Raw genomic sequence first — 25234 nt, 5'->3', positions numbered from 1 at the left:
GGTTTAAAGATATTATAAACGTATCAGATGAAAAGATAAATCGTTTGATTAATAAAAAAAGAGGCAGGTTTTGTATATGAAAAATTATACTATAGAAGAAAAAGATAGCTTTATTGTGTTAGGTATTGGAACTGAAATTAAGAGTGAGTACACAGACTTTGCTGGAATAAATAAAGAAAAGGAAGACTTTTGGTCGGCTGTTAAAGAAGATGGAAGGCTGGACACTTTAAAAGCTTTAGCGACAAATGAATACATTTTTTCTGTGAGCGAAGCGGTGAATAACAAAATGATGTATTATGCGGGTGTCATGACAGAAGCACAAATAGAAGAAGAATCTAGAGTGATTCAGTTTCCGAGGGGAGAATACTTAGTAGTAAAAGGGGAAGACAAAACAGCTGAAGAGTTAAGTAATAAGTTGACTGGCATCGCCTTCGGTCAAGCTTTACCAGATGCAAATGAGTTTGCTTATGTTGGTGGACCAAATACGACGGTTGAGATGGGGAAAAGAAACGGCTTAGTGTTTGGTGAAATGTGGATTCCAGTTGTAAGGAAGTAAAGTGATAAAAGATACGAATATGGGAAGTAGAGGCTAACAATCTTGGATTGTTGGCCTTTTTAACATGAATATAATATTCATGTGCTGCTACACAGTATGTTCTGATAAAATGGAATGAAAGGGAATTACTGTAAGGTGGTGGTGGGGTGAATAAAAAAAGGCTATTTGAGCTATTCATAGTAACGTTTGTTCTTCTATTCCTTCATGTAAGTACATTTACAAATGAGAAGTTTAACGATAAATTGGGTGCTTTTACTTACATTGTTTTATTTCTTATGCTTACTATCAACGCTATATTTATAGAAAGGTATTTTGGTAATATACAAAAGTGGATTCGAAATATTACATGTTGCTTTGCTTTATTCGTAGTGGTTTTAGTAGCTCTATGGATAGGTTATTTTTAGTCCTTACTTAAGAGAATGAGAAATATGTGATTACACTATATTCGATCCGATAATATTACTTAGCTGCATCGGTTTATATTAATTTTTTCTCTCCCCAATCATGATAAAATGTATAATAGGAAATTTTATGTAACATAAAGGGGGAAGGTTTATGGTCAGCTTGAGTACCTTGATAGCTTTTGCAATTGTTTCGCTTAGCATGGTTTGTTCACCTGGGCCTAATATGATTTATCTCATTTCCCGTTCCATTACGCAGGGACGTATGGCGGGATTTATTTCTTTATTGGGCATCATGCTCGGATTTGTAATCTATATAATCGCAACTATGTTTGGACTTACAGTTCTATTCCTTGCGGTTCCCGCTGTATATGAAGCAGTAAAGTGGGCAGGTGCTGCTTACTTACTCTGGCTAGCTTGGAATTCGATTAAACCGGGTGCTATATCTATTATGGAACCTCGTACGATTTCTAATGAACCGCCACGGAAATTATTTTTAATGGGACTCATGACTAATCTTCTGAATCCAAAGATTGCTATTTTGTATGTATCACTTTTACCTCAATTTGAAGATCCAAAGAAGGGATCGTTGCTTTTTCAAGGTGCAGTTTTGGGCCTTACGCAAATCACTGTTAGCTTTATAGTTAACCTTCTAATTGTATGTACAGCAAGTAAAATTGCGAAATGGTTTGGCACACGTCCAACGTGGCTGCGAGTGCAGCGCTGGCTTATGGCGAGCGTATTGACAGGTCTTGCAGTACGTTTAGCTTTTGAACGTCGACAGTAAGAGTATATAAAAAAATTAAAAATGCTTTTTAATGAAGAAATTAAATTTTATAGTGATGGTACAACAAGTACAGAAGCGAATCCTACCCACGTATATGGAGAAAAAGGAACATATAATGTGGAACTAACAGTGGAAGATAGTAGAGGAAAAGAAAGTAAAGAACAAACAAAAGTTACTGTAAAACAAGAACTGCAAACAGGTGGATCCCTCGAAGAGGAGAAGGACTTCCAATACGCTTGTAAAAGGGAATCTGATTACTCCTGATCAGACAGATGTTTAAACGTTTGATGTTATAGTTCTGAAAGAAGTAGTTATTTCTGTGATAAATGAACAAAATATTGGGATGACATGGGTACTTTATCATGAATTAGACATGTAAAATTACGTAGCTTGTGGTAAAGATGAAGGAAATACTATAAAGGGAAAACTCGTAGCGAAACAAGGAAAATATTATTTGAATGTGTATAAATCCGATGATAAGAATGGTGAATATTCATAAAGTATACTTAATATCAGTAATTCATATAATTAGGAGTGGTTTCTATATTTAGAGAAAATACAAAAAGGATACTTCTGTCATTAGTAACAAATCCAATACTAATAATTGTATACGGGATCTTTTGCTATGAGTTGGCCTTATACTGTAAGTACGGAAGAATGAATTATAATATTTACATTTTGTTATTATGTATAGTACTTTTTATATCCATAACTACATTTACTACAATGCGGGTGATAAAAAATAGAGAATATGAATCTAAAAAATTAACAAATTCAATAGCATGGAGATCCATTTCTATTATCATTATTGTTGCAATTACATCATTTTATGGGATGCAGATTTATAAAAGTGCAATAAATTACAATGGCAAATTGGCATGGTTTATAGAAAAGTTAAAACATGAAAGGTCAGTTAAACTTAAACATAATAATATATATAAATCTGGAGTAGAAGGTATTTTTGAAGATATAAATAAAAAATATCCTTTGCCAAAGAAATTGTATATGGCAACTGATTTTGATCTTACATTTCATTCAGATGGAACAATCACAGCGTTTGATACATTTGTTTATGGGAAAAATGTTGATGGGAAAGAAGAAACTTATTTAATCTCTTATAATAAGAAGAAATCAGAAGATATTACTATAATACGAGATGGATATGCAAAGCCTGATTATAATGATGATAAATTAGTAGAACCTTTAATTAAAACGGTTAAGGCGATCCCAGTTAAGCAAACGGTCAAAAAATGGAATGAAAGTAAGTATGGGTTGATTTATTATGGAAAAAGAAATTGGGGATCCAATACAGAGGGAATTATTAATATTACTGAGGATGGTAAGAGGCAGAGTGTTAAAGAAGCAGCTTCTGATATCATTGGATATACTGTATCTATATTTGTCCCTGGAAAAGAGAAAGAGCTAGTCCCTGCTAGATATAATTTAATAAGTGACGCAAGTTGGAGTAAATCAAAGACGCCTCCAAAAGAAGATATGCTTAAAGAGAAGGAACAACAAGATTTAAAGAATGAAAAAGAACAGTTTTTCCTATCGAAAGAAGTTGGTTATAAACTAAATATGACAGATAAAGCATTAGGGAGCGCCTTTTATTCATTAAGCAAGACTAGTGATGAAGGGAAAACATGGGAGGTTATCAATCCAGACCCATTTAATGGGGGGATTGGTAGTGTATCAGGAATCATTTTTATAAATGATAAACTTGGGTTTTTAGGAGCAATTAGGCCTTCTGGTAATGAAGGAGAGTTATATCGCACAGATGATGGGGGAGTATCTTTCAAAAAGGTAGAATATCCGCCGCATGAAGTGAAATTAGATCATACACAGTCCACAATAAGTCCTTTTGATTCTCCTAGTATGCCATATGAGAAAGATGGGGTTTTTAATATGTTAGTTGGACAAGGGGCAGATGGAGACTACAATGGCGATAGTAGTGCACTTTATCAATCAAAAGATAACGGAGAAACATGGGAATTTGTAGAAGAAGTGAAAAAGAAATAATCAGAATGTCTTTTTGAAAAATAAGGTAACTACTGAGCTATACATTTCATTTAGAAGTTTGGTAAGGAGTACAGTTCCAGCCATGAAGATAAAAATGGATCTATACCTCGCTGCCTTTCTTTGTTTTATTTCTTATGCTTACTATCAACGCTATATTTATAGAAAGGTATTTTGATGATATACAAAAGTGGATTCGAAATATTACATGTTGCTTTGCTTTATTTGTAGTAGTTTTAGTAGCTCTACGGATAGGTTACTTTTGACTCCAAAGATTGCTATTTTGTATGTATCACTTCTACCTCAATTTGAAGATCCAGAGAAGGGGTCATTACTTTTTCAAGGTGCAGTTTTGGGCCTTACGCAAATCATTGTTAGCTTTATAGTTAACCTTGTAATTGTATGTACAGCAAGTAAAATTGCGAAATGCACACGCCCAACGGCAGCGTTGGCTTATGGCAAGTGTTTTAACGGGGCTTGCTGTACGTCTTGCTTTTGAACGTCGACAGTAAGAGCCTCTTTACCTTCAGTTTCTATAATATAACCTAATAAATATTAATATAAGTTATGTATAACAGATATTTACCTTATAAAATAAGGGGGGCATATTATGACTGAGACAAACGAAACTTCAGGAGTCAATTTGAAAAAAGATGTGAAGTTTTCTATTATAATTCCTGCACACAATGAAGAAAAGTACATTAGAAAATGTTTAGATTCAATTGCAAAGGCATCAGAGGCATATAAAGAGCAAACGGAAGTTATAGTTGTTTTAAATCGTTGCACAGATAAAACAGAGGAAATAGCAAAATCTTATAATTGTGTTACATTGAAAAATAACGATAAAAACTTATCTAAAATTCGAAATGCAGGGGCTAAAATAGCTAATGGAGAAATAATCGTCACTATAGACGCTGATACCATAATGACAGAGTCTATGTTGTCTAATGTAGATAAATATTTAGCTTCAGGTAAATACATTGGTGGTGGGGTAAATGGAAAGTTTGAAAGAATATCTTTAGGAATATTTCTCTCCGCAATGTTAATAATCATCCCCTTACTTTTTAAGTACGGAGCTATATCTGTAGGGATTTTTTGGTGCTATAGAAAAGACTTTATGGCAATCAACGGATTTAATGAAAACATGCTTATGGCAGAAGATGCAGATTTCGCTAAGCGGTTAAAAGAATGGGGAAAGAAAAATAATAAGAAATTCGGTACTATTAAAAATGGAATGATAACTTCATGCAGAAGATTTGATACATATGGAGACTGGACTTTACTTAAAAATCCAAAAGTAATTTTAGCTTATCTAAAAGGAAATGATAGAAAATACGCAGATAAGACATATTATGATAACCAAGAAAGATAAAAATGGAGAAAACCGGTAGAAAATAGTTAGTGCTTTTTTAGATATAATGAGAATCCAACTTAATTTAATAGATATTATAAGAAAACCATCAATTTGATTACCCTTTTTCAAATTGATGGTTTTTATTTTTGAAATAAATATGTATTTTTTTATGAAAATATTTTTTGACCCCCATAAAACTTTGTACTCCTCCGAATATGTATAGTGAAAAAAATAAATAGAAGAAAAATGACTATGAAAGAATATAGAAGTATTAATAAAATTACTAGATTAAGTGGCATTCAAAATGGAAGGATGAAATTACCAATTATATAGAGAAGAGTTATTCAAGGATTGCAGATAAAATAGAAAGAGAATAAGCAAAACGAACGGTAGAAAATAAGAAAGTAGATAAAAATACAAACTTAACTTTAGTGCCGAGAGAAAAGGAAAATTATTAAGAAAACGTTGGGAAAAGTTAGACTCGAAAAATATAACTAACAGCAAGAAAACAAGACCGAAGAAAAGTACCAAGAAAATCTGGTTAAATGGTCACTTGTGTAGTGGCCATTTTGCTATTTGAAGGAGGCTGGGAGATTACAAGTGTTGAGTTTAGTAATGAAGATCTTAAGAAAACCGAAAATAGAAGATATCGTATGTAACATACAAAACAACGAAGAAGACAAAGAAGCGTTTATCGTACAGTATCAGCCTTTTATTAGAAAATCAATCTCATCTGTCTGCCGTCGATATATTACAGAACAGGATGATGAATATAGCATTGGATTGTTTGCTTTTAACGAAGCAATTGAACAGTATTCCTATACAAAAGGAAAATCCTTTTTAGCGTTTGCTGATCTTCTTATAAAAAGAGATGTAATTGACTATATACGTAAGGAGTCTAAACATAACTTTGTCTTTTTAAAAGAAGATGAGCAAGAGGAAATGTTAGAAATGCAAGTGTCGCTTACGGAGTATATGAAAGAGATGGAAAATAGTAACCGTAAGGAGGAAATTCTTCATTTTCAAAGTGTGCTAGCTGAGTTTAAAATCACATTCTCAGAGCTTGCTAAAGAATCTCCTAAGCATCGTGATACACGTGAGCACTTAATAGAAATTGTGAAAATAATTATAAAAGAAGAGGAAATGATGGAAGAGCTGTTCCGAAAGAAAAAGTTACCGCTTAAACAGATTGAACCGCGTGTTAGGGTAAGTCGTAAAACGTTGGAACGACATAGAAAATACATTATTGCAATGTGTATTATTTTTGCAAACAACTATACATATATTCTGGATTACATAAGAGGGGAAAAGCATGATGAATAAAGGAATTGTGATGGATATAAAAAAGCATAGCGTAGTTGTTTTAACACCAAATGGAGAGTTTATTACGTGTAAAAGAAAAGGGGATTCTTGCATAATCGGGGAGGAAATCTCGTTTGATGAGCAAGAACAAAAAGCATCGCATTTTTCGATTCCTTCCTTTTTAAAGCCTGCATCAATACTTGTTGCTTGTTTTTTATTTGCAGTGCTGTTTTTCTACAACCAACCAGAAGAAAAAGTATTTGCTTACGTCTCAGTTGATATAAATCCAAGTTTAGAGGTGAGCGTAACAAAGGATTTTCGTGTTATAGATTTGCAGGCTTGTAATGATGATGGAAGGCGTATTTTAAAAGAATTGAAGCAATGGGAAAATAAACAATTACAAGAAGTAATACGTACTATTATAAAGCAAAGTCAAGAGGATAAGTATTTAACGAATGATAAGCAAGTTATGCTAACAGCTGTTGCAAAGGACAAGGCACTAGAACCACTTTTGGAAAAGGCAATGAAAGAATTAAAGAAAGAATATGAGCTAAAACATATTACAGTTGAATATCAAAGTAGCACAATGCAAATACGAGAGAATGCTAGAAAAGCTGGAATTGGCACAGGTGTTTATATAAAGCAAGAGAATGAGAAGAACAAATCACTTACGCCTCCTGTCACCCCGTCTAATCCGGTGGAAAACGAAGAAGAGGTGCAATCACACCCGGAGTCATCTCCTGATGCAACACTCGATTTGTCTCCTGTAAAAGAAAAAAAATATGAAAAGCAAGAGCAGAAAGAACAAAAGAAAACAGAGGAACAGCCATCGAAGCAAATAAAAGAAAACAATGGAAGAGGATCTCAGCAAGAAAATAGAGGGAATCAACAGGAGAATAACAGTAGAGAAGCTCAACAAGGAAATAATGGGAATCAGCAAGGGAACAACGGAAGAGGATCTCAACAAGGGAATAATGGAAATGGGCAAGGGAACAACGGAAGAGGATCTCAACAAGGAAATAATGGAAATGGGCAAGGGAACAACGGAAGAGGATCTCAACAGGGAAATAACGGAAACGAGCAAGGGAACAATGGAAGAGGATCTCAACAAGGAAATAATGGAAATGAGCAAGAGAACAATGGAAGAGGGTCTCAACAAGGGAATAATGGAAATGGGCAAGGGAACAATGGAAGAAATCCTCAACAAGGAAATAATGGGAATCAGCAAGGGAACAATGGAAGAGGATCTCAACAAGGGAATAATGGAAATGGGCAAGGGAACAATGGAAGAGGATCCCAGAAAGAAAATGACGGAAACGAGCAAGGGAACAATGGTAGGGGGTCTCAACAAGAAAATAGAGGCCACCAGCAAGGGAATGAAAAGAAGAATCAATAGAATATGGAAGTGAGAGATTCACTTCAAAGCTAAAAGGATTTATTCCGCTATTTGCTGGGCAGCCCGATTGGTGAGGGTTGATGATTAGTGGGGGGGGAACAAAACCCCCACTGATTAAAGTTGCACTTTAATATTCTATAGTTCTATTAAGAAGGAGTATGTGAAAAATATAATGGAGAAAAACATTCAACAAGAGAAAGATAAAGAAAAACCTGTTTTTTATGATCCGAAAGGAAGGAGAAACATAGCCTTTATTTGGTTTCTATGTATCTCAATAGTTAGTGTAAGTGTTGTATTTTATTTTTTCTTTCAAAGTATTTTTTCAACACCAGAAATTCCAAATATGAATACCGCTGTACAACAAGATACTAAACTTGTACCAATTAATCAAAAACTTAGTGATCAGCAGTTAAAGGAAGAAGCATTTAACCCAAATACCGAAACGAAGGATAATAAAAATTTGGTGAATCCGCCGAAGGATAGTAAACATCCTAAAGAAGTGTATGGTTTTTATGTAAACTGGGATGAAAATAGTACCGCTTCTTTAAAAGAAAATATTGATTCATTAACTACGTTAGTACCAGAGTGGTATCATTTAAAAGCAGATTTAACGATTAGAAGTGAGATAAAACCTGAGATAGTAAAGTTGGCAGAAAAAAATCAAGTGAAGATTATGCCTTTGCTTACTAACTATACTGAGGAAGCTTCTGGTCCTGATAGTGGGCTAATTCATAAGTTACTGAGTTCCTCAAACGATGTAAAGACAAAGTTTATTAATGATTTAGTAAGCCAAGTTAAAAAAAATCAGTTTTCAGGTATTAATATTGACTTTGAGGCCGTACCTGAAAGACTTAACAAATTTTATGAAAGAACTTACTAAGGAATTTCATGAACATGATTTGCTCGTTACACAAGATGTTCCAGCTAATGATAAGGCTTTTGATTATAGTGCGTTAGCAAAAATAATAGATCGAATGATTGTAATGATGTACGATGAGCACTATGGAGCGGGGGAACCAGGACCAATTGCTTCAAATAAATGGTTCCAACATACATTAAAAGAACTGAATATTCCGTCTAATAAACTTATAGTTGCTTTCGGTAACTATGGATATGATTGGGAAGTAAATAGTAAAGAAGCTGCAAAGTCTATGACTTTCTCAGAAGTTATGGCAATGGCTCATGATTCAAATATAAAAATTCAATGGGATAAGGTGAGTGGAAATCCGTATTTTAGATATAAAACAGGAGAGAAAGAACATACTGCTTGGTTCTTAGACGGTGTTACTCTTTATAATCAAGTGAAAATCGCAATGGACAATCATGCAAAGGGGTTTGCGCTATGGAGATTAGGAGCAGAAGATCCTACAATATGGAAAGTTTTAAAAAATCCTATTGAGGTACAAAAAAATCCTAATGTATTACATAAAATCAGTAGTTTAGATGAAGTGAATTATTCTGGACAAGGTGAAATTTTACAGATTGAGAATGAAAGAAAAAATGGATTGAGAGATTTTAAAGTAGGCAAAGATGATTATATTACAGATGAAGTATATCAATCCTTACCATCTGCATATGAAGTGCAACGATATGGAAAACCAAATGGGAAACAAGTAGTATTAACATTTGATGATGGACCAGACCCGAAATATACGCCAGAAATATTAGATATATTAAAAGAGAATCAAATAAAAGCTGCTTTTTTTGTACTTGGTGAAAACGCGCAACTAAATACTAGTATTGTAAAAAGAATATACGATGAAGGGCATGAAATTGGCAATCATACTTTCAAGCATCCTAACATAGCAGATACGTCTTTACTACGAACGAAAGTAGAACTTAATACGACGCAACGTTTAATTCAGGAAGTAACTGGACATTCTACGGTTTTATTTAGACCGCCATATGAAGCGGATGCTAACCCGGATTCATCAAATGAAATATTGCCTATTTTACGTGCACAAAATATGAACTATACAATGGTAGCGGAAAAAGTTGATCCCGAAGACTGGGCAATACCATCAACAAATGAATTAGTAAAGCGTGCTCTTAATCCCATTTATAAGGGAGAGGGAAATATTATTCTTCTCCATGATGCGGGAGGGAACCGTACACATACAGTAGAGGCGCTCCCAATTATTATTAAAGACCTAAAAAAGCATGGATATAGTTTTGTAACAATTTCAGATTTAATGAATAAAGAACGAGATGAAATCATGCCTCCTGTTTCTTCTGAGGGGAAGCAATATTTGCTTTACAATAAAGCTGTCTTTTCAGGGGCAGGATACTTTAAGCATATATTAACAACTATTTTTTATATTGCTATTGGATTAGGGATTTTTCGATTTTTATTCTTAATTTATTTTGCATGGAAGCAGAAAAGAAAAACGTTATCTCGCTATATTAATTCGTCCTATCAACCTTTTGTTAGTGTTGTCATAGCAGCATATAATGAAGAAAAGGTGATAGCCAAGACAATTCACTCAATTTTGGATAGTAATTATAGAGAATTTGAAGTTATTGTTGTGGATGACGGATCGACAGATGGTACGTCAAAAGTAATGAAAGAAACATTTTATAAACACCCTAAAGTTCGTTTCATTCAGAAAGAAAACGGCGGGAAATCATCGGCAATGAACCTAGGGTTTCAACAATCGCGAGGAGAAATCATTGTCACTTTAGATGCGGATACTATTATTGCGCAAGACGCCATTTCTCTAATGGTTAGACACTTTGAAAATCAGAATGTAGCTGCAGTTTCAGGTAATGTCAAAGTGGGGAATAGACGGAATTTGTTAACTACTTGGCAACATGTTGAGTACATTACAGGGTTTAATTTAGAACGTAGAGCTTTTGATGAGTTAAATTGTATTACAGTAGTTCCAGGAGCTATTGGGGCGTGGCGCAAAAAGAATGTAGTTGAATCTGGATATTTAAGCGAAGATACGTTAGCAGAAGATACGGATCTTACTATTACATTTTTACGTCAAGGGCATAGAATTGTATATGAAGAAAAAGCGCATGCTTTTACGGAATCACCTGAAGATGTGAAAAGTCTCATTAAACAGCGGTATCGTTGGTCATATGGTACACTTCAATGTCTTTGGAAACATCGAAAAGCGTTATGTAATCCAAAGCATAAAACATTAGGATTTATTGCACTGCCTAATATGTGGTTATTCCAATATGTGCTGCAATTCATTGCTCCTTTTGCAGATATATTAATGATTATAGGACTATTTAGTAGTAATCCGCTAAAAGTTTTAGGATTTTATCTTGTTTTCTTTTTAATGGATCTTCTCGCTTCTCTGTTCGCATTTAAATTAGAGGAAGAGAACCCAAAACCATTGGCATGGTTAATTTTACAACGTTTTATTTATCGCCAATTTATGACTTATGTTGTCATTAAATCTATATTCTCATCGCTTCGAGGAGTAGCGGTAGGGTGGAATAAACTAAAGAGACTGGGGAGTGTTAAACATTCCACGGAACATAAGGAGGCATCATAAAAGAGCAGACTATCTGCTCTTTTTTTCATTGGTTTTAGTTAGTTGAATGTAGAGTTGTAGTATAAAAACTGCTGCTTCTATAATGAGATTCCTATTCATCATTAATGGTGAGACATTATGTTAAGCTAATCCTTTAGTTTCGGATTAAAGTTTTTTTATATTTTTTTAAAATGACGGACACAAAAACGCATATACCTCCGAATTATATATATGGATAACATAAATATGTATATAAAAGGGGAGAAATAAGATGAAAGAAAAAAAAGAAATGTTTCAAGAAATCGCTGAGGTGTTAAAGGTATTGGCGCATCCAGTTCGTCTATCTTTAGTAAAAATAATGCTTGCAAAAGGTCCTACTAATGTAACAACAATGTATGGGGATTTACAAATGCCTCAAAGTACAATTAGTCAACATTTATCTAAACTAAAAGCTGCTAAAATGGTTACAGGTACTCGGAAAGGATTAGAAATTTATTATGAGGTAACTGACAATCGCACAAAATCAATATTAGCATGTTTAGTTTAAATGATGATTTCTATTTCAAAATAAAAAGCGCTATTCTTTTCTATGATTTTACAGAGAGAATAGCGTTTTTTATTTTTAAGGAGTATCTTTTTATTAGCTTGATGGTGAAAGGGTATTATCTCTAAAATACAAAAATATTGATTTCGCTTTTATTCTTTCTCAGGGGTTTGAGCTCAAAAGGTCGACTATCACTTTGTTTCCAATGAACTGGACAGTGGAAGAACTTATATTTTTGAATAGAGGGCATTCTATGTTTTTGATATATTAATAGTTGGGGAACAGAAATAAGGGGGATATAGAAATGGAATTATTTGATTACTATAAGCGAAAAGGAAAGATGAAACTGTTAATTGGGACGGGTATTTTTATTCTTGCTTTATGCGCTGTATATGAAGATTGGGGACATATTAATTGGGGGCAGTTTATATTTTTTGTTATCGCTGCTTCTATCTTTTTGGGAATTGGATTTTGGCAGTTAAGAAAAGGAAAGTTGATACAAAAGAATATGATAAAAAGTAATGCAACATTTTGGGATGTTGATACTTTAGTTGTATTAGAATTACCAAAACGAAACAAGCAATTTGGTTTATATCATCCTGATGGTAAGTATATAGCAGGAACAAAGATGGTTTCATCAAATATTCTTTTTTCAGTAATACCTTTTTTACATAATAAAGATGTTTACGGATTAGAAACGAGTAGCGGGGAAATTCTAGCTTATTTTCATACTGAAGTGGACGGATATGATTGGGTAATTTATGACTCGAATTATAACCAAATTGGTATGTTTAAAGAAAAAATGATACAAGGATTTACTATGATACGAGGTACTTTGATGACAGATAAAGCCACAAAATTGTCAGATGTAGAAGTTGAGTTTGATTTTATTCAAAGTACTCTCCGTACAATAGACGGACGTACATTAGCAATTGGTAAGCAGGGATATATGCCTATAGAATGGAGTGAAAGGTTTATGGGTTTAAATGTACCTACTATTACCTTAGGTTCTAATGTGTCTAATAATGAAAAAATTCTCGGTTTAGGGGTGCTTCTTTATAGCTTACGTACAATTGAGATTAGAAAAAGTAGAGCGAGCGTTTAATAAGGCGGAAGTAGTGTTTATATGCGAAACTTTATAGAAATCTCATTTTTCTAATTGTATCTTTTTAGATTGATGGATGTGGGGTCACGTCCATCAATCTAAGAAAACAAGTTAGCTAAAAAATGATGAAAATAAACTTTATAGAAATAAAAAATATGAACGTAGAGGATGAAACAAAGTATATAGTGCTTTTTTAGTCATGTAATCTTTTAATCTGATGATCTTTTCCCCATTCAAACAGATTATCCATTATTTGCATTAAAGATTTTCCGTATTCACTTAGTGTGTACTCAACCTTTGGTGGAACTTCTTGATATACGGTACGATAGATAATCCCATCAGCTTCAAGTTGCCGAAGTTGTTGTGTAAGAACCTTTTGTGTAATGTTTGGGATTTCTCGTTTAATTTCATTTGTTCGCATTTTTCCATCTGACAAAATACATAAAATATGAACTTTCCATTTTCCACCGATTACATCGAGTGTTGTTGCAATTGGGCAATTATCATTTTGATTCATATAACACCTCCACAGGTACTTTAAGGTTCCTATAGCACTTTAAAGTACGTACTTTTCAATTATATGTGACTCATTCATACTAATACGTAAAGGGTTGAATAATTTATAAAGGGGATGAAAAAAGATGAAAACACTTGTAATTGTAGCACATCCTGATATTGAAAAATCAAAAATTAATAAAAGATGGATTGAAGAACTTGAGAAATATTCGGATGAAATTACGGTGCATGAATTGTATAAAGTGGCACCGAATTGGGAGTTTAATATTGAAGAAGAGCAAAAGTTATTAGTAGAACATGACAGATATATATTTCAATTTCCGCTTTACTGGTACAGCTCACCACCATTATTAAAAAAATGGTTCGATGATGTATTAACATATGGATTTGCGTACGGATCTAAAGGAGATAAAGTGAAGGGGAAAGAATTTGGTGTAGCTATTTCTATAGGTGGATTAGAAAAAGACTATGAAAATAGTGGAATTACAATGGATGAGTTGACGAAACCATTCCAAGCTACATGCTTATACACAGGTATGGAATTTATACCTTCCTTTTATTTATATGGTGCAGAATATAAACTAAGCGATGAAGAGATTGATAAAAGTGCACCTGAGTATGTGCAATATGTGATGAACAAGAAGTATTCTAATATATAATGGGAAATATCCATTTACTTGTAAAGTAAATGGATATTTTATATTCTTCTTATATTCACTAAGTGTAATCTTTAGTAAATTAATAGTTAATCTGGTAAAATAAAAAACCTAACATATATAAAGGGGAGTTTTACTTGAGAACGATGCGACAATTATTACAAAAGAGAGCAATGCAATCACCAAATTTGGAAGCGCTTGTAGGGGGGAAGAAAAGATATTCGTTTCAGCAATATAATGAACGAGTAAATCAGTTTGCACATTATTTGTTACATAATGGTGTGCAAAGAGGAGATCGTATAGGAATACTATGCAAAAATAATCACCCATTTCCAAGCGTTATGATGGCAAGTTTAAAAATTGGAGCGGTATTTATTCCGCTAAATCATCAGCTGACTGTTTATGAATTAGAAACGATTGTAAAAGAAGCGAAATTAAAAGTGTTAGTTATTGATGAAGAATTTAATGAAGTGTTATTAAAGGTTGATGCTGTTAAAGAAATTCCTTATGTAATTCAAACAACAAAAGAAGACTTTGGTTCATTTGAATTAGAGTTGCAAAAACAGCCAACGACAGAACCGAACGTAGAAGTTCATGAAGAAGACGATGCCATTTACTTGTTTACATCAGGAACGACTGGACAGGCAAAAGCATGTGTAATTGGACATAAAAACTTACATCATTATTTTGCTGAAATTGCGGGACAAAGAGAAATCCCAGCAGGTGAACGCTTTTTATCTGTGCATCCATTGTTTCATATGAGTGGCGTGCTTTCTATTTTAAATTGTATTTATCATGGCGTTACGATGATCTTCTTAGCTGATTCGAATCCTGCTCTTATTTGGGATAAGATTGAAGAAGAGAAAATTACTACGATGCTTGCTTTCCCAGCCGTTTATAGTTACATGCTTGATGAACTAAATAAAAAAGAACGTAACATTTCAACCTTTAAAGTAGCACAAAGCGGTGGTACAAAAGTGCCAGAAACACTCATTCAAAAATATATGGAAAAAGGCATATATATGGTGCAAGGCTATGGTAGTACAGAAGGTTGGGTTGTAACCTCATGGCATCCAATGATGGGAAAAGAAAAGATGTCTTCTGTAGGAAAGACCTTGAAAAATGTAGAGGTGAAAATTGTTCATCCGGAAACAGGACATGAACTAACAACAAATGAAGTTGGAGAGATTCATGTGAAAAGTCCATACATGTTTAAAGGATATTGGAATAATGAAAAGGCGACAAAGAAGGTAGTAAAAGATAACTGGTTTAACATGGGTGATGCTGGCATGATAGATGATGATGGATTCCTGCATATTATGGGAAGATATAAAGACGTTATTATACGCGGTGGTGACAACGTATATCCAGATCAAGTAGAAGATGTTATTCATGAAATACATGGTGTTTTAGAAGTTGCAGTAGTTGGAGTTCCAGATGACTTTTGGGGAGAGGTTCCAAGAGCTTACATTGTGAAGGATGGCGAAACAACATTAACAGAAGAAAGTATTCTTCAGTATTGTAAAGAGAAATTAGCAAGCTATAAAATACCAGAAGTAGTATTCATAGATGAGTTACCGAAAAACGCTTTAGGAAAAGTGTTGAAGAGGGAATTACGAGATGCAGTTCTTGTGAAATAGAAAATTATGAAACGATGGAGAACCCAGTTATGTATAAAGCATGACTGGGTTTTTATGTATCAAAAACATAATAATTTACTAGATTTTGTATTTTGTGTAAGATAATAAAGAAAATTCAATTAATATTTCGAGGGATGAAATTAAATGAAGCTATCGTTATTAGAAGTAGAGACGGATAGACTCATTATCCGTCCAGTTCAAAAAGCTGATTATGAAAGTTGGTTAGATCGATTTTCTTATTGATTATAAAAATAAAGAAATGGACAAATAAGGGGAAAAGAAAATGAAGACTATAAACGTATTTCATTACGACGCATTTACGAATAAACCAAATAAGGGAAATCCAGCAGGTATTGTATTAGAAGCAGATGGATTAACGGAAGAGGAAATGCAAATTATTGCTGAAAAAGTTGGATATAACGAAACAACTTTTGTTCTTTCCTCAGAAGTAGGAGATATAAGAATGCGCTATTTTACACCTGGTTTTGAAATGGATTTATGTGGTCATGGGACAGTAGGGTCGATATTTGCCTTGCGCGAAAAAGGTTTATTAGAAGAGAAAAGTAACCTTACGATTGAAACGAAGGCTGGGATTTTACCGATACAAATAGGTGTAAATGAAAATGGAGAAACCTTTATTAAAATGAGACAGGCAGCACCTCAGTTTAAAGAATTTACAGGTTCAACAGAAGAATTAGCTCATAGTATCGGTTTAGAAGTAAATGATTTAGATGTAAGTTTACCGATTGTATATGGAAGTACTGGTAATTGGACTGTAATTGTACCGATTAAAAATCTTAATGCATGTGAGAGAATGAAACCTAATAATGCTGCATTTCCATCAGTATTAAAAGAAATACCTAATGCTTCTATTCACCCAATTTGTCTAGAAACTTATGATGAAATAGCACAAATGCACGGCCGTCATTTTTCATCAGCTTACGCTGGGACGATTGAAGATCCAGTGACAGGAACAGCTTCAGGTGTAATGGGAGCGTATTATGCGGAGTATTTAGAGAAAGGTTTTGAACATGAATTGAGTTTAATCGTTGAGCAAGGACAGGAAATAAATAAAGATGGTCGTGTAACTGTTTATGTAACGAAAGGGATAGAAAACGAGAAGTTACAAATAGATATTGCTGGAACAGCGGTGTATGTGAAAGAGTTTGAAGTTTCAATATAAAGTGAAACTTTAATCAGTGGGGGTCTTACTGCCCGGTGAATAGCGGGATAAAAAGAAAGCCCGGAATACATCCGGACTTTCATTATCTGTTCAATACTTCAATGTACGAAGCATTTCCAGTTGTTCTTAAAGCGGAGCGGAAATTATTATTTTCTAACGCCTTAGCAACTTGTTGTAACTGCTGTGCATCATCATGATGAATAAGTAAGCTGTCAGCACCGCTTTCCTCTATATGAATGTGTTCGACATTTCCGATTGCATCATGTACAGCTTTTAAAAATTCAGGTTTCATATTGTCCTCCTATATGTATGTAACGTTGTAATTTAGTATTTCCTTATTTATGAAATATAAAAGTAAATGAAAGGAGAAATAAAAATGAATACAAAGCAATTTAATGAACATATAACATCACTATTTGGAGAGCATCTTCATAAATATGGCGATGATGAATATGGTTTTACTTATATAAGTAAAGATGAATTTCACAAAATCGGTTACACAACAAATTTAACGTTAGAAACTATTGAAGAAGCGTATCGAAATGGAGTCGATATGATAGTTACACATCATGCGCCGTGGAGTTTTTTATTTGGTATGGAAGAGGCATGTATTGAGAAATTGAAGCAATATGAAATGAATCATTTTTGGATTCATTTGCCGTTAGATTTTGTAAAGTTTGGCACGTGTACATCGTTATTTAACGAAATTAGGATAGATACAATACTGGAATATTCAACCTATGAGGAAGAAGAACTACCAGGAATAGGAGAATATAAAGAAGCCATTCCTTTTTCAAACTTAGTTGGAAAACTTGAAGAAAAAATGGAAGAGAAAGTGAAGAGCTGGAGAAATCACGATAAACCAGTAAAACGGATTGCGATCTTAACCGGTGCAGGAAATAATACAAATTTGATTGAACGTGCATTAGAAAAAGGATGTGACACGTACATAACAGGTGAAAAAACATTATATACAGTGCAACATGCGAAATTTAAAGGAATTAATTTAATTGTAGGTAGTCATACGTTTACAGAAGTGTTTGGTGTAGAAAGTTTGGCTCATAAATTACAAGACAGAGACCCTGCAATAGAAATTATTAGAGTATATGAAGAGCATTTAGAGTGATAAAATCACGTTATCATAAATGGAATATTGAAGAAAGTCATTGTAATAAAATAAAATTGTTGTTTGTTATATCAGGGCGATTGAAAAGATTTTACTTTTGTTTGTCAAATGATAGTAAAGTTGTCTTTTGAATTAAGGAAATATTCGGAGTTGAAGGGTGAGAGAATGGACATTTCAATAATCACTGCACAACTAGTTAAGGAAAAAGTTATTTCACATTATCCAAATAGCGTAAAAGCATTAAACGGGGGAACGACAAGTACTATATATTTGTTAGATGAACAATACGTTATAAAGTTGAATGAATCGGATGTCATACGTGAAGAAGCTTATTTTCTTCAGTTTTATAAAAAGGACGAATTATTTCCAAAGCTTTTATATAAGGAACCTTTAAATCGCTATATTGTTTACTCATTCCTTGAGGGCACAACTTCTTGCAAACTAGGCCATAAACGGAGTGTTCTTAGTAAACTTGTAAAGGAAGTTATCAATAAGTATGAAGTAGCTACAGAGGTTGATGGCTGGGGATGGAAAGAAAGCCCAGTTCAATCTTGGAATGAATTTTTAACGACAAATGTGATGGAAGCTCATGAAAATGTAAGACGTTACATAAGTGAGGAAGAGTATAGAACGGTTTTTAAGTTAGCAAATAGTCCAAGTAGGGGGACTGGAATAAATCAGCCATTTTTATTGCATGGTGATCTTGGATTTCATAATTTTATATTTCAAGGGAATAAACTGCACGGTGTAATTGATCCTTTACCAGTGTTAGGAGATCCTATATATGATTTAATTTATGCGTTCTGTTCAACTCCGGAAGATTTAACAAAAGAAACGATTGGTTATGCGATGAAACAATGTGTATTTCATAAAAATGACCGTGATTTATATGAAGAAATAGTCATAGGATTATATTTGCGTATAGATACATGTTTACGGCGCCACCCGAAAGATTTAGAAGATTATTTAGAAGCTTGGCGTTATTGGATGGGTGAGGTTGAGGTGACTTTTTAGTACAAATATTTTGGGGGAGATAGTGAGATGAATGTTGCAGAAGCGAAAAAGGATTTACTGTAATTCCATTATCGGTTACAGTTGCCTATTTACTTACTTTATTAATTGAAAATAAAAAAGTAGATCATTATCAACAAAAATCAGCTTAATAAAAATATAGGGATAGGGGAAATTATTATGAAAAATTTCGTTTGTACAACGTGTGGCGTGCAGTATGCAGCGAGTGTAGAGGAACCGGTGAGTTGTCATATTTGTGATGAAGAGAGGCAATATGTGAATCCGAAAGGGCAGTCTTGGACGACTTTAGAAAATTTGCAAACAGATGATACATATAAAAATGAAATAATCAAAGAGGAAAATGGACTTTATAGTATTACGACAAAACCAGGATTTGCGATCGGTCAAACGGCATTTATAGTGAAAACAGAGTCATATCGTTTACTATGGGACTGCATTACGTATTTAGATGAAACGACAATTGCGAAAATAAAAGAGCTTGGTGGATTAGATGCAATTGCATTGTCTCATCCTCATTATTATTCAACGCAAGTAGAATGGGCAGAGACATTTGATGTACCAATTTATATACATGAAGATGATAAAGAATGGGTGATGCGCCCAAGTAGTCGTATTATTTATTGGTCTGGTGAGTCTTTACAATTAGCGGATGGGATTACTGTACATCGTCTTGGAGGACATTTTAGTGGTGGTTCTGTATTGCATTGGGAAGAAGGTAATGATGGAAAAGGGATTTTGTTAACAGGTGATATTATTCAAGTTGTAGCGGATGAGCGGTGGGTAAGTTTTATGTATAGCTATCCAAACTTAATTCCATTACCAGCGAGAAAAGTGGAAGAAATGGTGAACCGAGTGAAGCCGTTACAGTTTAATCGTTTATACAATGCTTTTCATCGAGTAGTAAAAGAAAATGCAAATGAGGCAGTTGAACGTTCTGCTGAAAGATATATAAAAGCAATAGAAGGAAAGTTGTTTCATACGTAAAAGGAGAGTAGCTTAATGAAAACGTTAGTATGCTTTGGAGATAGTATTACAGCTGATGAAACATTTTTTGATGGAATGCCGAGATTAACACCACGTTTGCAAGAGATGTTTCCGAAGTGGAAAGTAGTGAATGCAGGTGTTCCAGGGGATAATACATTCGATGCGTTAAATAGGATTGAAGAAGATGTAATATCATATAAACCAGATTTCGTAACAGTTTTTCTTGGTACGAATGATGCAGTTTCTTTTTCTCAAGTGTCATTACAAGCATATAAAGAAAACTTAGAGAAGATTGTGAACCATATTTCATCAGATAAAGTACTACTGATTAGTCCTGCACCAGTTGATGAAGAAAGACAGCGTAATAGAACAAATAGAGTGCTTGGTCAGTATGCAGACGTGGTGGAGAAAGTGGCGAGGGAAACAGGAAGTTATTTTCTAAACGTATTCGCTGAAATGATTCAAGAACGGGATTATAAAAGATTTGTAGAAAATGGTGAAAAAGATGGATTACACTTTGGACCAGAAGGCTATGAGTATGTAGCGAGGTTAATTGGTGAAAAGTTAAAAGGAATTTTATAAGGAGCAAAGCACTTAGTGTTTTGCTTTTTCTTGTTTTTTTGCAGTCTATAAACTTATTCACCGCTGTAATTTGCACAGATATTTTGTTTTTTTATATGCGTAAAAGGTTAGCTCTGTTTTAAAGTAATATAAATTTATTTTTAAAAATTTATATTTCGTAGTTGAAAATCAATAAAGGTGTAACTATAATAGTTACAGTTAGTTTGTTATTTTGAAATATACACATTGAATTACAAGAATGAAAGGAGTTTTTATGTAAATCAAAAAGTTATAAAAATCTATTAATTTTTATAATAAGATAAAAAGCTTTTCGGTTCATACACATTATTAAATATGTTAATTCTAATAGAAAACTAGAGGTGGAAAGATGAAAAATTTTAAAGGTATGTTGATATCATCACTTGCAATTACAACTTTTGCTGGGGTAGGTACGACATTTGTAACAAATACAGTACATGCTGCCAATAACGATTCTAGTAAAATACAATTTCGTTCTAATAAGAGTATAAACACAACAACTAGCTCGAGATTGCCTGTATTATCAATCAATCCTTATGATGAACCTAGATTTTCGAGACAGGGATATCTTGAAGAGGCACCTTTAGGAATTAATGCTCCTTATGCTTGGGGAATTAAAGGAGGAGATGGTCAAGGAGCAACCTTTGTAGATTTGGAAGAAGGCTGGTTATTAAATCATGAAGATTTAGTCGGTCAAAATATTGAATTTATGTCTGGAAAAATGAGTAATGATCTTTCTCACGGTACTTCAGTTCTAGGTGTTGTTTCTGCAGCTGACAATAGGATTGGGAACATTGGGATTGCACCAAAAGCAAAGGCAAAAGTAATTTCAGTGATCCGAGATAATGGGAGAATCGATGTAAGAGATGCTATTTTAAGTGCCGTAGATTCTTTACAGGCTGGAGATGTTTTATTAATAGAAGAATCCTTTAAATATGATGGATATGGAGATGACCCTTTACCAGTAGAAGTATACCCGAGTATATTTAACGCAATTCGCAAAGGTACAGATAAAGGCATTATTATTGTAGAAGCAGCTGGTAATGGTGGGATTGATTTAGATGAATTTAAAGACCGTAATGGTAAACAGATTTTAAATCGAAATAGTCCAGACTTTAAAGATTCAGGAGCTATTATAGTTGGAGCATCTACTGCAAGAGTTCCTCATAAACGTTTAGGTTTCTCTAACTATGGTAGTAGAATTGATGTATATGGTTGGGGAGAGTATGTTGACACATTAGATACATATCAAAATCAAAATAGTAAAGGACAAAAAGTTACAGATCAGAGTATAATGAATCGTTATACTTCTAATTTCCGTGGTACTTCTAGCGCTTCGCCTATAATCGCTGGGGCTGCTGTATCAATTCAAGGGATTGCTAAAGAACATTTAGGTAAGGCATATACACCAAAAGAATTGAGAGCAATTTTAAGTAATCCTAATACAGGCACAAAGTCTAATGACCCATCATCTGATAAAATAGGGGTTTTACCAGATTTAAAAGCGATTTTGTCTAACCTTGGTTTTCATAGTGATTTGACTACCAATGATTCTATGGTATTTCCAGATAACGTAGAAAAAAATGAAGGAAAAGAAAATTCAACTTTCGTATTTCCAGGTGAAGAAACAAAAAAAACAGGGGATAAAAATTCAACTGTAACATTCCCAGAAGAAGATTTAAAACAGGAGGAAAAAGAAGAGGGATTAATTGTTTTTCCTGATTAATAAAAAAATACTACCTTCCATTTGGAGGTAGTATTTTTTATTTCTTGTCATTAACAAGCAGGCATGAAATTTGTATTTGTTTATCTTTCATAATGAACTTAACCACAAAGTCGAATGTTTGACTGTTAATTAACTTTTTCGTCTCAATCAATTACATGAATCAATCTAGAAATGCTTGCTGCAATGCTTTCAGTCCATCGCTGTATATACCATGAAACAGATTTATTGCCTCTTCATCACTAACTGCAACAGGAGTGAACGTACCAGACCACTCTACTAACGATGTGTTACTTTCAGTACCTTCTTTAACTTGGATTGTAGATAAATAATTAGTGACCGGGAACGGTGCATTCATGATTGAATACGTGTAGTAGCGTTCCTTATCATTGAATACTTCTAAGCGTTCTATAATTGTTTCACCATCTGGATTAGCTAGATGACGTACACGACCGCCTTCAGTTAATTTACTGCTAGGTATATAAGGTAACCAGTCTGGAAGGGAGTTGAAACCTCCGATTAATTGCCATACTTGTTCAGTTGATCCGAAAATTTCCATAGATATAGTAGTATATGCCATGTTCATTACGCTCCTTTTCATCCCGGTATTTACGGGTAAATAATCAGTAGAGAATAAATCGCCCCACTGATTAAAGTTTCACTTTATAGGTCCATAACTTATAGTGAGAACGAATTTTATCGTGGATTTTTTATTTAATATATAATTATAAAGTTAAAACTATATACTTTTAATAATTAAATTATATAATAAATATAGAAACGAAAATTTATGAGCAAGGAAGTTGAAAAATATGACATTAACAATGGGCTTTATTGGATTTGGAAAGTCAGCTAACCGCTATCACTTACCTTATGTAAACACGCGTAATAATATAAAAATAAAAACGATTTTTGTACGTCAAATAAATGAAAAATTAGCGGCTCCATATAAGGAAAAAGGTGTTTACTTCACTACTGATTTGGACGAATTGTTGAATGACAAGGAAATTCAAGTGGTGACGGTCTGTACGCCAGCACATACGCATTACGAATTAGCGAAAAAAGTTATACTTGCTGGAAAATCAGTTATCGTTGAAAAACCATTTTGCGATACAGTGGAACATGCGAAAGAATTATTAGCTTTAGGACGAGAAAAAGGTGTAGTAGTTATGCCTTATCAAAACCGCCGTTTTGATGGTGATTTTTTAGCTGTGAAGCAAGTAATTGAACAAGGATTCCTTGGTGATATTATTGAGATTGAATCACATATTGATTATTTCCGTCCTGGTTCAATCACTCATGAAGCTCCAAAAGAAGAAGGTTCATTTTACAGTTTAGGTATTCATACGATGGACCGTATGATTTCACTATTCGGCCGTCCAGATACGGTTACATACGATATTCGTAATAATGAAATGGAAGGTGCGGTTGATAACTATTTCGATGTTGGTTTACATTACGGAAATCAGTTGAAGATTAAGCTGAAAACGAACCATGTCGTAGCAAAAGATTATCCACGCTTTATCGTTCATGGAACAAACGGATCATTTATTAAATATGGTGAAGATCAGCAGGAAAATGATTTGAAAGCGGGTGTTATGCCTGAGAGTGCAGGATTTGGTGAAGATTCACCGATGTACTATGGAGTTGCTAAGTATCGTAATGCAAATGGTGACTGGATTGAAAAACAAATTAAAACGCCACTTGGTGATTACGGTCGTTTCTATGATGCCGCGTATGAAACAATTATAAATGGTGCACCAAAACTTGTGAAAGACGAAGAAGCGGTAACGAATATTGAAATCTTAGAAAATGGATTTGCTGCCCCATCACCTTCCGTTTACAAACTTGAGGCTTTACATTTGAATGAATAGAAGAGAGTTTGCAGTATAAAGGAGGTATGGAAATGGCAAGCGGATCAACACAAGTAAAATACCTCGGCATTTATCAAAAGATTAAACAGCAAATTTTAGACGGTGAATATAAAATCAACGAAAAAATTCCGAGTAGCCCCGTCCTTGCTGAAGAATTTGGTGTTTCAGCCCTTACTATTAAGAAAGCGCTGGATCTATTAGTTAGAGATGGCTACATCATCCGCCGGCGCGGAAGTGGAACAGTGGTGCAAGATTGGCGTCAACAGGAAAAGGCACGAATGATTCAAACTTTAACGGGTACGAAAGCTGTATACGGCAGTGAGGTAGAAAGTAAAATTATCGAGTTTGCGATTGTTGGGGCTGATGAAGTAGTTGCTGAGAAATTGGGAGTTTCAATCGGTGATTTCGTCTATAAAATCATTCGCCTCCGCATCATTCACAGCATTCCGACGATTATGGAGCATACATGGATGCCAATTTCGGTTATCCCAGGTGTTGAGGCTTCTGTTTTAGAGGAGTCGATATACTCACATATTCAAAATAAACTTGGTCTTGAAGTAGGGACATCTGTTGTCAGGGTTAAAGGAATTCGCCCAGATGATAGGGAAAAGCAGTTTATGAACTTAACAAATCAGGATTTCCTAATGCGAGTTGAACAAGTAGCTTACTTAACGGATGGACGAACTTTTGAATATTCTTATGCAGATCATCTACCCGAAACATTTGAGTTTGAAACAGTCATTACTGCAAAAAATTATAAAGAGATATAAAAATCGGTTGAGGCAAGTATTGTCTCAACTGCTCCTATTATACGTTAATAGAATGAATCCAAGACTTAACATTTGATTTATAGAACTGTAAAGTTTAAAATTACAGTATAGTTTTTAGAAGTGAGTTGTTATCGTCTGTAAAATGTAGATAAATTAAATATTCTCGAATAAATAATATTGC

The 25234-nt window shown here is 33.9% G+C and carries 22 protein-coding genes and 6 pseudogenes; 25 read left to right on the top strand and 3 right to left on the bottom strand.

The annotated features are described in order from the left end of the window. Positions 1-76 precede the first annotated feature (76 nt). The 13 genes and pseudogenes from N2V80_RS16865 to N2V80_RS16805 all read left to right on the top strand — a co-directional run bounded on the left by N2V80_RS16865 (position 77) and on the right by N2V80_RS16805 (position 12949). Positions 77-556 (top strand): GyrI-like domain-containing protein, encoded by a 480-nt coding sequence (locus N2V80_RS16865; protein ID WP_000801038.1) that lies wholly within the window; start codon positions 77-79, stop codon positions 554-556. A 146-nt stretch (positions 557-702) separates the two neighbouring features. Next, positions 703-960, top strand: coding sequence for a DUF3963 domain-containing protein (locus tag N2V80_RS16860; RefSeq protein WP_061655485.1), 258 nt, complete (start codon positions 703-705; stop codon positions 958-960). 151 nt (positions 961-1111) lie between these two features. Next, positions 1112-1744, top strand: coding sequence for a LysE family translocator (locus N2V80_RS16855; RefSeq protein ID WP_000254105.1), 633 nt, complete (start codon positions 1112-1114; stop codon positions 1742-1744). Positions 1745-1768: 24 nt separating this feature from the next. Then, positions 1769-2243 (top strand): annotated as a pseudogene (locus N2V80_RS16850) (PKD domain-containing protein); the annotation flags it as partial. Positions 2244-2278: 35 nt separating this feature from the next. After that, positions 2279-3763, top strand: coding sequence for a WD40/YVTN/BNR-like repeat-containing protein (locus N2V80_RS16845; protein ID WP_023901655.1), 1485 nt, complete (start codon positions 2279-2281; stop codon positions 3761-3763). Between the two features lie 107 nt (positions 3764-3870). Then, a pseudogene (locus N2V80_RS16840) lies at positions 3871-4026 on the top strand (DUF3963 domain-containing protein); the annotation flags it as partial. Beyond that, a pseudogene (locus N2V80_RS16835) lies at positions 4020-4272 on the top strand (LysE family translocator); the annotation flags it as partial. The pseudogenes N2V80_RS16840 and N2V80_RS16835, both read left to right, overlap by 7 nt. A 98-nt stretch (positions 4273-4370) precedes the next feature. Continuing rightward, complete coding sequence (locus tag N2V80_RS16830) at positions 4371-5132, top strand: glycosyltransferase (RefSeq protein WP_061655486.1); 762 nt, start codon at positions 4371-4373, stop codon at positions 5130-5132. Between the two features lie 582 nt (positions 5133-5714). Next, positions 5715-6437 (top strand): RNA polymerase sigma factor SigI, encoded by a 723-nt coding sequence (gene sigI, locus N2V80_RS16825; RefSeq protein WP_002101143.1) that lies wholly within the window; start codon positions 5715-5717, stop codon positions 6435-6437. Next, complete coding sequence (locus N2V80_RS16820; protein WP_033667174.1) at positions 6427-7812, top strand: anti-sigma factor domain-containing protein; 1386 nt, start codon at positions 6427-6429, stop codon at positions 7810-7812. The genes sigI and N2V80_RS16820 overlap by 11 nt, the downstream gene beginning before the upstream one ends. Before the next feature lie 172 nt (positions 7813-7984). Further along, positions 7985-11321 (top strand): annotated as a pseudogene (locus N2V80_RS16815) (glycosyltransferase). A gap of 250 nt (positions 11322-11571) precedes the next feature. Continuing rightward, positions 11572-11847, top strand: coding sequence for an ArsR/SmtB family transcription factor (locus N2V80_RS16810; protein ID WP_000660066.1), 276 nt, complete (start codon positions 11572-11574; stop codon positions 11845-11847). A gap of 301 nt (positions 11848-12148) precedes the next feature. After that, on the top strand, positions 12149-12949 hold the full coding sequence (locus N2V80_RS16805; protein WP_000418473.1) for a hypothetical protein: 801 nt from the start codon (positions 12149-12151) through the stop codon (positions 12947-12949). Positions 12950-13142: 193 nt separating this feature from the next. Here N2V80_RS16805 and N2V80_RS16800 read toward each other — a convergent pair whose 3' ends face one another. Next, on the bottom strand, positions 13143-13466 hold the full coding sequence (locus N2V80_RS16800; protein WP_001072981.1) for a winged helix-turn-helix transcriptional regulator: 324 nt from the start codon (positions 13464-13466) through the stop codon (positions 13143-13145). Positions 13467-13590: 124 nt separating this feature from the next. Between N2V80_RS16800 and N2V80_RS16795 the strand changes: the two genes are divergently transcribed. The 4 genes and pseudogenes from N2V80_RS16795 (at position 13591) to N2V80_RS16780 (ending at position 16944) form a co-directional block, all read left to right on the top strand. After that, positions 13591-14124: an NAD(P)H-dependent oxidoreductase gene (locus N2V80_RS16795; RefSeq protein WP_000855231.1), complete on the top strand. Its 534-nt coding sequence runs from the start codon at positions 13591-13593 to the stop codon at positions 14122-14124. Positions 14125-14267: 143 nt separating this feature from the next. Then, positions 14268-15761 carry a class I adenylate-forming enzyme family protein gene (locus N2V80_RS16790; RefSeq protein WP_002061911.1) on the top strand — a complete coding sequence of 498 codons (1494 nt, stop codon included), beginning with the start codon at positions 14268-14270 and terminating at the stop codon, positions 15759-15761. A gap of 144 nt (positions 15762-15905) precedes the next feature. Next, positions 15906-15998: pseudogene (locus N2V80_RS16785) on the top strand (GNAT family N-acetyltransferase); the annotation flags it as partial. Positions 15999-16044: 46 nt separating this feature from the next. Next, on the top strand, positions 16045-16944 hold the full coding sequence (locus N2V80_RS16780) for a PhzF family phenazine biosynthesis isomerase (protein ID WP_061655185.1): 900 nt from the start codon (positions 16045-16047) through the stop codon (positions 16942-16944). An 82-nt stretch (positions 16945-17026) separates the two neighbouring features. On the opposite strand, the gene N2V80_RS16775 is transcribed toward N2V80_RS16780, so the two are convergent. Then, positions 17027-17236 (bottom strand): hypothetical protein, encoded by a 210-nt coding sequence (locus tag N2V80_RS16775; RefSeq protein ID WP_000801651.1) that lies wholly within the window; start codon positions 17234-17236, stop codon positions 17027-17029. 84 nt (positions 17237-17320) lie between these two features. On the opposite strand from N2V80_RS16775, the gene N2V80_RS16770 reads away from it, so the two are divergent. The 6 genes and pseudogenes from N2V80_RS16770 to N2V80_RS16750 all read left to right on the top strand — a co-directional run bounded on the left by N2V80_RS16770 (position 17321) and on the right by N2V80_RS16750 (position 22412). Next, positions 17321-18070 carry a Nif3-like dinuclear metal center hexameric protein gene (locus tag N2V80_RS16770; protein ID WP_061655184.1) on the top strand — a complete coding sequence of 250 codons (750 nt, stop codon included), beginning with the start codon at positions 17321-17323 and terminating at the stop codon, positions 18068-18070. Between the two features lie 165 nt (positions 18071-18235). Then, positions 18236-19084, top strand: coding sequence for a phosphotransferase (locus tag N2V80_RS16765; RefSeq protein WP_061655183.1), 849 nt, complete (start codon positions 18236-18238; stop codon positions 19082-19084). Between the two features lie 41 nt (positions 19085-19125). After that, positions 19126-19233: pseudogene (locus N2V80_RS30535) on the top strand (DUF7010 family protein); the annotation flags it as partial. 28 nt (positions 19234-19261) lie between these two features. Continuing rightward, on the top strand, positions 19262-20086 hold the full coding sequence (locus N2V80_RS16760) for an MBL fold metallo-hydrolase (protein WP_000788161.1): 825 nt from the start codon (positions 19262-19264) through the stop codon (positions 20084-20086). Positions 20087-20101: 15 nt separating this feature from the next. Then, positions 20102-20668, top strand: coding sequence for an SGNH/GDSL hydrolase family protein (locus N2V80_RS16755; protein ID WP_000855202.1), 567 nt, complete (start codon positions 20102-20104; stop codon positions 20666-20668). 367 nt (positions 20669-21035) lie between these two features. Continuing rightward, positions 21036-22412, top strand: coding sequence for a S8 family peptidase (locus N2V80_RS16750; protein ID WP_000787686.1), 1377 nt, complete (start codon positions 21036-21038; stop codon positions 22410-22412). Between the two features lie 160 nt (positions 22413-22572). Here N2V80_RS16750 and N2V80_RS16745 read toward each other — a convergent pair whose 3' ends face one another. After that, positions 22573-22989 (bottom strand): SRPBCC family protein, encoded by a 417-nt coding sequence (locus N2V80_RS16745; RefSeq protein ID WP_000332044.1) that lies wholly within the window; start codon positions 22987-22989, stop codon positions 22573-22575. A 232-nt stretch (positions 22990-23221) separates the two neighbouring features. Between N2V80_RS16745 and N2V80_RS16740 the strand changes: the two genes are divergently transcribed. Together N2V80_RS16740 and N2V80_RS16735 are read left to right on the top strand one after the other, a co-directional pair. Further along, a complete protein-coding gene (locus N2V80_RS16740) occupies positions 23222-24283 on the top strand; it encodes an oxidoreductase (RefSeq protein WP_000176643.1) in 1062 nt (353 codons plus the stop codon). A 32-nt stretch (positions 24284-24315) separates the two neighbouring features. Then, positions 24316-25053, top strand: coding sequence for a GntR family transcriptional regulator (locus tag N2V80_RS16735; RefSeq protein ID WP_000146278.1), 738 nt, complete (start codon positions 24316-24318; stop codon positions 25051-25053). Positions 25054-25234: the final 181 nt, after the last annotated feature.

The sequence above is a fragment of the Bacillus sp. FSL W8-0640 genome (assembly GCF_038007725.1).
In the GTDB taxonomy this organism is placed as follows: Bacteria; Bacillota; Bacilli; order Bacillales; family Bacillaceae_G; genus Bacillus_A; species Bacillus_A cereus.
This window is presented reverse-complemented; position numbering and strand designations above follow the sequence as displayed.